The sequence below is a fragment of the Pedobacter agri PB92 genome, from assembly GCF_000258495.1.
Lineage (GTDB): Bacteria > Bacteroidota > Bacteroidia > Sphingobacteriales > Sphingobacteriaceae > Pedobacter > Pedobacter agri.
In genome coordinates this window covers 1-10,484 of the sequence record NZ_AJLG01000172.1, presented here as the reverse complement: position 1 = coordinate 10,484, position 10,484 = coordinate 1, and the positions used below count along the sequence as shown (strand labels likewise).

The 10,484-nt window shown below is 37.5% G+C and carries 11 protein-coding genes and 1 pseudogene; 8 read left to right on the top strand and 4 right to left on the bottom strand.

The window, feature by feature from the left end:
* The 8 genes from ON09_RS19380 to ON09_RS19350 form a co-directional block, all read left to right on the top strand.
* Window positions 1-316, top strand: a 316-nt coding sequence (locus ON09_RS19380; protein WP_010602728.1) for an SPFH domain-containing protein, incomplete at its 5' end; no start/stop codon positions are given.
* Between the two features lie 4 nt (window positions 317-320).
* On the top strand, window positions 321-842 hold the full coding sequence (locus ON09_RS24455; protein ID WP_010602727.1) for a hypothetical protein: 522 nt from the start codon (window positions 321-323) through the stop codon (window positions 840-842).
* A gap of 3 nt (window positions 843-845) precedes the next feature.
* Window positions 846-1,013, top strand: coding sequence for a hypothetical protein (locus ON09_RS24885; RefSeq protein WP_010602726.1), 168 nt, complete (start codon window positions 846-848; stop codon window positions 1,011-1,013).
* Between the two features lie 142 nt (window positions 1,014-1,155).
* On the top strand, window positions 1,156-2,331 hold the full coding sequence (locus ON09_RS19370) for an acetyl-CoA C-acyltransferase (protein ID WP_010602725.1): 1,176 nt from the start codon (window positions 1,156-1,158) through the stop codon (window positions 2,329-2,331).
* 36 nt (window positions 2,332-2,367) lie between these two features.
* Window positions 2,368-3,264 carry a hypothetical protein gene (locus ON09_RS19365; protein WP_010602724.1) on the top strand — a complete coding sequence of 299 codons (897 nt, stop codon included), beginning with the start codon at window positions 2,368-2,370 and terminating at the stop codon, window positions 3,262-3,264.
* Between the two features lie 144 nt (window positions 3,265-3,408).
* Window positions 3,409-5,178, top strand: coding sequence for a peptide MFS transporter (locus tag ON09_RS19360; RefSeq protein WP_010602723.1), 1,770 nt, complete (start codon window positions 3,409-3,411; stop codon window positions 5,176-5,178).
* Window position 5,179: 1 nt separating this feature from the next.
* Window positions 5,180-6,682, top strand: a complete 1,503-nt coding sequence (locus tag ON09_RS19355; RefSeq protein ID WP_010602722.1) for a peptide MFS transporter — start codon at window positions 5,180-5,182, stop codon at window positions 6,680-6,682.
* A gap of 120 nt (window positions 6,683-6,802) precedes the next feature.
* A complete protein-coding gene (locus tag ON09_RS19350) occupies window positions 6,803-7,534 on the top strand; it encodes a polyprenol monophosphomannose synthase (protein ID WP_010602721.1) in 732 nt (243 codons plus the stop codon).
* A 70-nt stretch (window positions 7,535-7,604) separates the two neighbouring features.
* Here the strand turns inward: ON09_RS19350 and ON09_RS19345 are convergent, their stop codons facing one another.
* The 4 genes and pseudogenes from ON09_RS19345 to ON09_RS19330 all read right to left on the bottom strand — a co-directional run.
* Window positions 7,605-8,117: a YdeI/OmpD-associated family protein gene (locus ON09_RS19345; RefSeq protein ID WP_010602720.1), complete on the bottom strand. Its 513-nt coding sequence runs from the start codon at window positions 8,115-8,117 to the stop codon at window positions 7,605-7,607.
* Window positions 8,110-9,228, bottom strand: a complete 1,119-nt coding sequence (locus tag ON09_RS19340; RefSeq protein WP_029204486.1) for a Fic family protein — start codon at window positions 9,226-9,228, stop codon at window positions 8,110-8,112. The genes ON09_RS19345 and ON09_RS19340 overlap by 8 nt, the downstream gene beginning before the upstream one ends.
* 79 nt (window positions 9,229-9,307) lie before the next feature.
* Window positions 9,308-9,886, bottom strand: coding sequence for a hypothetical protein (locus tag ON09_RS19335; protein ID WP_010602718.1), 579 nt, complete (start codon window positions 9,884-9,886; stop codon window positions 9,308-9,310).
* 10 nt (window positions 9,887-9,896) lie between these two features.
* Window positions 9,897-10,484 (bottom strand): annotated as a pseudogene (locus ON09_RS19330) (DNA polymerase III subunit alpha); the annotation flags it as partial.

The following is a 10,484-nucleotide window of genomic DNA, read 5'->3' as shown; positions in this document are numbered from 1 at the left end:
AAATGAGTTGAACGAGCGGTTATCAAGAGCCGGCATTGAAGTGTTAGAAGCAAGAATTTCACATTTGGCTTACGCTCCGGAAATTGCAAGTGCTATGCTGCAGCGCCAACAAGCTACCGCCGTAATTGCCGCCAGAAAACTGATTGTAGAAGGCGCTGTCGGAATGGTTGAAATGGCACTGGAGAAGTTATCACAAAAAGGTATTGTTGATTTAGATGAAGAAAGAAAGGCCGCCATGGTTAGTAATTTACTGGTAGTGCTATGTGGCGATCGGCATGTGCAACCTGTGGTAAATACAGGAACCCTATACAATTGATAAAATGGAATTCGAAGAAAAACAAGGTTTGAAAATTTGGTGGTTATATCTCATCACCGGTTTGACGATATTTCCTACGGTAGCTATTCTTATTTTTTCTGAGGATGGACCGAATTTCACGGAACTAAAAGCAATGTATTTCGCCCCTGTTTTTGCAGTTTTTCTTCCTTTCCTAATCATTTTTATTATTCAACAGAACCAACTTACCTTGTTAATTACGCAAAATGGTTTATCGTACAAATATTTTCCATTTCATCGTAAAGGAAACATTTATTCATGGGAAAGTATCGAGAAAGCATACATCAGAAAGTTTGATGCCTTTTCTGAATATGGTGGCTACGGGGTGAAACATAGACTTTGGTTTAAGCTAAAGGACAAAGCCTACATTTTAAATGATTATTCGAAAGGGCTTCAATTTGAATTTAAGGATGGAAAAAAGGTTTTATTCAGCTCAAATAAAATTGATGAGTTGGAATTATTCCTAATCAATTTAAAAACAAAATACAGTATTCAAGCAATTAGTTGAGGGATGGCAGAAAAAGATAAAAAAGCTTTTGTATTGAGAATTAGTCATGCTTTACTGAAAGAAGTAGAGACCTGGGCAGCTGATGAATTCAGAAGCACCAATGGGCAAATTGAATTTTTGCTTAATCAAGCAATAAAAACGCGAAAAAAGCCAAAACCAAGAGAAGAATAACTAAAGCCGCAGTTTTGCAGCTCTTGTTTTTGAATGGCATATCACTTATCCCCTATGCTAAAATGACATGATATACGTTATTGCAATGTTAAAATATTTATAACTTAGCAGCCTAACCAATAATTCATAAAAGTTTTTATTCATGAGAGAAGTTGTAATTGTTTCGGCTACCAGAACGCCGATTGGAAGCTTTGGTGGTTCCTTGTCGCAGTTTTCTGCTACACAATTGGGTGGGTTTGCAATTAAAGCTGCCATTGAAAAAGCAGGTTTAAAACCAGAACAGATACAGGAAGTATACCTGGGAAATGTACTTTCTGCAAATCTTGGGCAAGCACCGGCTACACAAGCCGCAAAATTTGCCGGCTTACCTGATCTTCCGGCAACAACTATAAATAAAGTATGCGCCTCTGGCACAAAAGCTATTATGCTCGCTGCCCAGAGCATCGCTAGCGGTGATAATGAAATCGTTTTAGCCGGTGGCATGGAAAGTATGAGTAACGTTCCTTATTATTTAGATAAGGCTAGAAACGGATATCGATTAGGACATGGACAGGTTACTGATGGTTTGGTAAAAGACGGCTTATGGGACGTGTACAATGATTATCATATGGGTTCTGCAGCCGAGCTTTGCGCTACGGAATGTGGCATTACTCGCGAAGCACAAGATAATTTTGCTGTAGAATCTTATAAAAGAGCGCAAGCAGCGCAGACTGCCGGTAAATTCGCAAATGAAATAACGCCGATTGAAATAAAGGATAGAAAAGGCGAAATTTCAATAATCGATACAGATGACGAGCCAACTGCTGTTAAGTTCGAAAAGATACCAGGATTGAAACCAGTATTTAAGAAAGACGGAACGGTAACCGCGGCAAATGCATCAACATTAAATGACGGGGCGGCAGCATTGGTTTTAATGAGCGCTGACAAAGCCATGGAATTGGGTATTAAACCTCTGGCTAAAATTTTGGGTTATGCCGATGCGCAACAAGCGCCGGAGTGGTTTACTACAGCACCCGCAAAAGCAATTCCTTTAGCTTTACACAAAGCAAATATCGATATTAAAACAGTTGATTATTTTGAAATTAATGAAGCTTTTGCTGTGGTTTCGATAGCTAATAATCAAATATTGGAATTATCAGATGACCAGGTTAATGTAAATGGTGGTGCTGTATCGCTCGGCCATCCACTTGGTGCTTCAGGTGCAAGAATTGTAGTTACCTTACTATCAGTTCTTGAGCAAAACGATGGAAAGATAGGCGTAGCGGGAATATGTAATGGTGGCGGTGGTGCAAGCGCTATTGTAATCGAAAAATTATAAGCCTTGGGAATTGTTTCTTCAGCATTTTTATTATAAATGAGCATTAAAACAGTATATATTTTTTTTGTGATTGCTTTGTTTGGGCTTAAATTACAAGCCCAGCAAAGTCATCAGAAACTTGCTGTATTTCAAGATACGCTAATTAAAATTTCTCACGCCGCGATGGCCGAAAATTTTGATCATAAAAAACTAGACCTTAACGGAAAGTTTGTTAAAACTTTAGTTGAGGCTTTGAAAACAACAGGTTCCTTTAATTATCCTTTCGATTCTTTAAAAAATGTTTCGGTTATAAAATCTCCAGATCAAGCATTCCGAATCATTAGCTGGTACATGCAATTGGAGAATGGTGCCTATCGATACTATGGAGCCATTCAGATGAATACGAATAGCGGTCCACTAAAGCTTTTTCCACTAATCGATCAGACAGATAACATCAAAGATCAGAATGCGATTAATGATAACCAGAATTGGTTTGGCGCCCGTTATTATGAGATTATCCCTGTAACTAGCGGTAGTCGTTTGCCCTATTATGTTTTATTGGGATGGAAGGGTAACAGCCAGACAACAACTAAAAAAGTAATCGAAATATTATCTTTTACTAAAGATAAAGCAACATTCGGCGCACCGGTTTTTGATGGAAAAAACATCAAAGACAAAAACCGGTTCATATTTGAATATGCCAAATCAAATGCTATGTTTTTAAAGTCAGATAAAAAGGCCGGTATGATTGTTTTTGATCACCTCGCACCATTTGATTCTGAAATGTTGGGTAAATTTAAATATTATGGTTCTGACGGCACGTTTGACGGTTTCAAAGTCATCGGAGGAAAATTAAAACTTCAGGAAGGATTGGAACTTAACAATGATGCAAATTCGATGGACGAGCTTTATGCAGATCCGAAAAAAAATAATAAACCCATCAGAAAGTTCTAGTATTTCGCATTTCTTAACAAGTTCATTACCCGCCCTTGGCGTAAAAATTTGTGAGTTTGCCGCTCACTGCCTATATTGCGCCTTGCAAACTAGCTTAACAACACACAAATTCTGAATTCATAAACTAACACCAACAAATGTTTTATGCAAACATCCATTGAAACCAAAGACGATTTCTTTAGTAGCAAAGTATTGGGTCATCCAGCAGGATTATTCGTACTTTTTTTTACGGAGATGTGGGAAAGATTTTCGTACTACGGCATGCGGGCTTTGCTCGTTTTGTTTTTAACTTCATCCATGTTTGGCGACAATCCGGGATGGGGATGGCCAAGGGAGCACGCATTAGCTATTTATGGCTCTTATACCTCATTGGCTTACCTTACTCCAATTCTGGGCGGTTTTATTGCAGATAGATTTATCGGTTACCGTTGGGCCGTAATTCTTGGCGCTTTATTGATGACATTAGGCCACTTATCAATGGCTTTTGAGTTCAACCCTATCTTCATGTACTTAGGCTTATGTCTTTTGGTAACCGGAAACGGATTCTTCAAACCAAACATGACTTCGATTTTATCGCATATGTATAAAAAACATCCTCAAAAGAAAGATGGTGCTTATACTATTTTTTATATGGGTGTTAATTCTGGCGCCTTTTTAGGAATGCTTTTATGCGGCTATATTGGTGAAAATCCGAATTGGGGATGGAGTTACGGTTTTGGTTTGGCGGGTATTTTCATGTTTGTGGGCATGCTGCAATTCTATTTCACCAAGAATATTTTCGGCTCAATTGGTTTAAAACCCGAGAAAAATAATGTGGTAATTGATGAAGACGAAGATCCGGCGGAAGCTAAAAGAAATCCTTTTTCGGTTTTCGATATCGTTCTTATCGGGTTAATTTCAATCATCGGGCTAGTATGGATTATCAATGACCCAGCTTCTAAAATCACAGGATCAACAGTATTTAATTTTAGCGTGGGCAGCTTAACCGGAGATAACGTGGCCATTATTGTTGCGTTAATACTATTCATTTTTATTTTGATTAAGAGAATTGCGCAATATACTCCGCAGCTTCGCGACAAAATGATTGTGGTTATTGTACTTGCTTTTATCACCATTTTCTTCTGGGCATCCTTTGAGCAAGCAGGTGGTTCAATGACAATTTTTGCTAAAGATTATACAGCCAGATTGCTGGAAGGAAATGCGAAAATAATTTTCAATGTCGCCAATACCTTAATAACCGTAATCCCACTGGTTATTATTACTTATGTGCTTTTCAGCTTATTCAGAAAAACTTTTGCCAAATTTGCCTTAGGAAATATTATTCTGGCTGCAGGTTTTGCTATCATTTGGGGTTTAGTAATTTACATGCTCAAGAATCAATATGCGGATGTTAAGGCTGAAGTTCCGGCAACGTGGTTTGGCGTTTTAAATTCTTTGTTTATTATATCCTGCGCACCAATTGTATCAAAACTTTGGGAGAGCAAATTTAACCCTACGGCAACGGTAAAAAATGGATTGGGAATGATCTTATTGGGGATAGGTTTTGCAGCCCTGGCTTATGGCTCAAGTTCCATTCCATCTGGAGCAAAAGTTGCATCTGTAAGTATGATCTGGCTTATTTTAGCTTATTTCTTTCATACCATGGGCGAATTATTTATCTCTCCGGTAGGTTTATCTTATGTATCGAAGTTGGTTCCGGGCAGAATGATCGGTATTATGTTTGGAATCTGGTACCTGGCTATCGCCATCGGTAATAAAATTGCCGGAACGATGGGTGGAGAAATTGATAAGATTACAGCTAAATATTCCATGTCGACATTCTTTTTGATTTTTACTTTGATTCCAATAGGGTTGGGTATTTTCATTATGCTCCTCACTCCTATCATTAAAAAACTAATGCACGGGGTAAAATAACATGCAAATCGCAACAGAAAAAACGCCTTCTATCGAAACTTTAGAAGCGATTCAGAATTTTGAAGGTAAGTATCCTAAACAGCTTTGGTATTTATCGTTAGTAGAAATGTGGGAACGTTTCTGCTTCTATGGCATGCGTGGTGTTTTAGCGTTTTTCATGGTTGATCAACTTGGATTAAGTGATCAGAAATCCAACCTACAATATGGCGCTATCCAGGCTTTTGTATACGCTTTTACTTTCATCGGCGGAATATTTGCCGATAAAATTTTGGGATTCCGTAAGTCGCTTTTCTGGGGAGGATCATTAATGATTATTGGTAACCTGATTTTAGCTTTTTCTCCTCAGGATTTATTTTATGTCGGCATCACCTTATCCATCATTGGAACTGGCTTTTTCAAACCCAATATTTCATCAATGGTTGGTGAGTTATACCATGAAAAAGATAACAGAAGAGATGCTGGTTTCGGACTTTTTTATGCCGGAATTAATGTTGGCGGTCTTCTAGGTGGTGCAATGTGTATTTACCTCGGCAAGTATGTTTCATGGCATTTATGTTTCCTTTCGGCAGCTTTAGTGATGGCTTTCGGATTAGGTACCTTTATTTTTACGAAGAAGTTTCTAGGCCCGATTGGTAATTCCCCGTTATTAAACTTGGAGAAAACAAAACGAACAACTTACGAAATTGCTGTTTATGTAGGTTCCCTGCTCTGTATTCCGCTTATTTTTATCATGGTAAAAAACACGGCCTACACTGATTACTTCATGTACACTATTGGTATTATAGCCATGATTTATTTCATTTACGAAACCGCAATGATCAAGGATATCAAAGCACAGTATAAACTGATTGCAGCTTTTGTATTTATTTTCTGCTATTTTATTTTCATGGCCATTTCTGAGCAAAGTGGTGGCTCCTTATCGCTTTTTGCCAAAGACAATTTAGATCATAACCTTTTGTTTTTTAACATCGATCCAAATGTGGTAAACAATAGTGTAAACTCATTTTTTGTCATCGTATTTAGTCCGCTGGTTGGTTTATTGTGGATTGGTATGTACAAAAGGAAAATTGAACCCAACACAGTGGTCAAATTCGGAATCGGATTTTTATTACTGGCGCTCAGTTTTTATGTGTTTTACGCCACGCGGTTCTTTGCAAACGATCAGGGCATTAGCTCACTAAATATTTTTACCCTGGCTTACCTGCTGCTAACCCTTGGCGAACTTTGTTTAGGGCCAATTGGCATGTCAATCATCACCAAACTTTCGCCAAAGAAAATGTTTGGAATGATGATGGGACTTTGGTTTCTATCGAGTGCATTTGGCCAGCTTGCTGCTGGTAAACTCGGTGCAGAGATGTCAAGTATCGATAATGCTTCGCTGATGGCTAAGTTAGTAGCCTATACTGAAGGTTATAAAGCGCTTGCGCTTTATTCGCTCATTGCTGGGGTAGCATTAATTGCCTTTTCTCAACTGGTAAAAAAATTGATGGGAGAAGTGAGATAAATCAATTCGAAATCAAAAAATCAAAAGCCAGAAAGAAAATTTCTGGCTTTTGATTTTTAATAGCTAATTTCGCCACATTCCGACAAATGGTCTATCGTTATTCTAAAATCTTAATTAATAGTGTCTGATAGTTTAGTAATCATCCCAACTTATAATGAAAAGGAAAATATTGAAAAGATTGTCCGCAAGGTATTCTCTTTAACGCAACCTTTTCACGTATTAATTATAGATGATGGATCGCCGGATGGAACGGCTGATATTGTGAAGTCGCTGCAATCTGAATACGATGGGCATCTGTTCATAGAAGAACGTGCTGGCAAACAAGGTTTAGGAACCGCTTACATTTATGGTTTCAATTGGGCATTGCAAAGAGATTATCAATATATTTTCGAGATGGATGCTGATTTTTCTCATAATCCTGATGATCTTTCGCGGCTGAGAGATGCCTGTGTTCAAGGTGCTGATGTTGCTGTGGGTTCGAGGTATGTGAAAGGTGTTAATGTGGTAAACTGGCCGATGGGTCGCGTCCTGATGTCGTATTTTGCCTCGATGTATGTTCGGTTTATTACCCGTATTAACATTCAGGATGCCACAGCGGGGTTCAAATGTTATCGCAGGATTGTATTGGAAACTATCCCATTAAATAAAATCCGCTTTGTGGGTTATGCTTTTCAAATTGAGATGAAGTTTACGGCGATTAAGTTTGGTTTCAAAGTGGTGGAGGTACCCATCATTTTCACAGATAGAACAGAGGGCACATCGAAAATGAGTACTAAAATTTTCAGAGAAGCTTTTTTGGGCGTAATTCAAATGAAAGTAAACAGTTGGTTTAGGAATTATAGTCGCAATTAAGGAGTTGAAAGTAAAAAGTTTGGATGAACTTAAATTGCAATGAAAATACTTGCTTTGGCATTCAAGACGCTCAACTCTTTTTTCCTTTGTTTTCTCTGATCATTGCACCAAAATCCTGTTTCTTCACAATCGCATCTACCGTCATCGCCAATCGTTTAGTCCGGGTCGTTTCCGTTTTTGCTTCATTAATCCACTTAATAAAATAATTTTGATGTGATTTTGGCTGCGCTAAAAACGAATCCAGCAATCCGTCGTCATCAGCCAAACACATTTCCAAATCTTCAGGCATATCAATTTTAAAATCTTGATCTTCTTCTAGCCATAATTCAATTTTAGCTCCCGCCTCCTTTTTCAATTGCTTTCGAAGTGCTGCCTTTAATGCGATAATAAAATCGCCCGCTCCCATTGGTATGGTTGCCACGCCACTAATTTCCACTGCATCAATTTTTCCTTTTACCCTAAAACTGACCTTACAATCTGGTTTAATTTTACTGGCAACATCTGCTGGAATAAAAACATAACTCCAACCTGTTTTTTCGCCCATTTGGTCGAATTTCTCTATTTCAGCTTTGATGTTAATCATGGATTTGAGAAACATTTAATATATAATGAACACTTCTGCCTCCGCCTGAAACTATAAGTACTCCTAATTTCTCCAACTCTTGCAAATCTCTTGTTGCTGTAGCTTTAGACACTTTTGTTAGTGAGATGTATTTTTTCGCAGTCATTCCTCCTTCGAAACCATCTGGACCAAAGCTGTACATTTTGTGTAGAACCTTTACCTGCCGTTCATTAAATCTATTCTTAAATAAGTCAAAAGTTTTGATTTTATTAAGTGTAAAATCAATCATGTCTTTAACATCAAGCTGAGCAGTCAATGCTAGATCAACAAAATAACTCAACCAATCAGAAATATCATTGCTTTGCTGGGCATTTTTCAATGCATCATAATAAACAGCTTTGTTCCTTTCTATTATTTTAGATAAACTTAGCATAACTGGCCTTCCTAATGTTTGAGATAGTGCCTTTTCTGCTATGGCACGACCTATTCTTCCATTCCCATCTTCAAAAGGATGAATGCTTTCAAAATATAAATGAGCGATTCCTGATCTTATTACAGGATCTTTAAGCTCGTTTATGCCTCCAGGCATTGTTTCATTAAACCATCTTAAAAACCCTTTCATTTCTTGTAAAACCAAAGCAGATGGTGGAGCTTCAAAATGAATTGTTTCTTTATTTAACCCGCCCGAAATCACCCTCATTGGTTCGTCACTCTTTCTCCAAGCACCTACATTAACCCGTCTGTTTTCTCCAAGTAGTAATACATGCCAATGAAACAGCCTACTTTCTTCCAGGGGGGCTTCAAAAGTATTCCTTACATCGATCATTAAGTCAGCTATGCCAGAAGCCCTTTTATCTTTAACTATTTCAGCGATTTTATTAATACCTAAGTTATTCTTAATAGATGACATCACATCCTCTCTACTTAAAAATTCTCCCTCAATCGCTGAGGTTTTTATTGCCTCCGATAAAATTGTTTCTAAAAGGGTTTCCTTTCGAAGATTACCGGGTAATGCTTTTAACAGTGCATTAACTTCGCCAGTTTGTTGGGCAAAATCATACAACCTCCCAGAAATTTTTTCAGTTGAATAGCTGAACTGTGGCCAATCAGAAAGCTCCCAATTATATTTCATGAGCCGAATATACGATTTATTCGGCTCAAAAAAAAGGTAAATCATGAGCCGATTAGGGCTCATAATCGGCTCATCATCTTTACTGAAACAAAGAGAGTTGCCCTTTTACTGGTGGTTTTCCTTGAAAAAAGAATTCATAGATAACCTCAAATTGTCCGATGGACGTATTAAATTTTCTAATCGCTATTTTTTCGCAGTTGAAATCTAAATTTATATTATTAAAAATATTATTTGCACCTTCTATTTGGTTTGGATCTAATGCTCTCCCGATTGATATGTGAGCCACTAAGCCATTAGTGACGTTCATATGTTTTAAACCTCTTCTAAAATTCTTTAGTAAATCTCTTAAATATATTTTTGAAGCAATGGCAGGCAGTAAAACAAGTGCTTTGCTTTGTTTAGATAATACTATTTCATTAAATGAAATATGCTCAGGTTTTTGATACAAGCAAAAGTTCTTTACATAATATTTATAAAAAAGAAATTCATTTAAATCAGCCTCAAATTCTATGATCGTAATATGAGCTTCTGAATTGCGACTTTTATAGTTTCCTATTCTATCTGCCAATTCATCTTTCATGATTTTGACTTTATTAATAATCCCCTTTTGAGGGTAAACAACTATTGAATACCAATCCTTTTCCAATTTTGTCTCCATACTTCTGTGATTAATCAACCGCGACCGGATTCATCATAATATCGAGCTTGGCAAACTTTAAAACCTCTACACTCGGAAAGCCAAAATCTTCTACTATTTTCCCTAATATCAAATAACAGCCCTTCCCTTTAAAAGGATATACCGGCGTTGAGTTTGGAAAATGTGTGGTATCAAAAAAGTCTCCATTGTGATCTAAAAAGGTACCAAACCACATTTTCGAATTTTTAACGGTATGAACCGTTTTTTCGCATACATAGTTGCCCACCATTCGAACGGTTTTGCCGATGTACTGATGCATATCGGCAGCCATTACTTCTCCACGATATTTCGTTTTCAGGAAATCGAACATGTTAAAATTTAGCGGATAGCCCAATAGTTCCCATTCAATATACGCATCTTCAAGTGCTGAATTTTCCAGTTCAGGCAATGCAAAACTTTTTTGCGTTACACTAAAAAGCTCCGCCGAGTTAATTCGTTTTTGTTTATGCCCCAGGTAGTTATAAACATCCCAAAGTAAGGTTTTCTTATCTTTTCCGGTAAACCTCAAAGCCCCTAACCGGATTAGCAAAATTGCCTGTTCTAAAGTAATTTGAGTCCG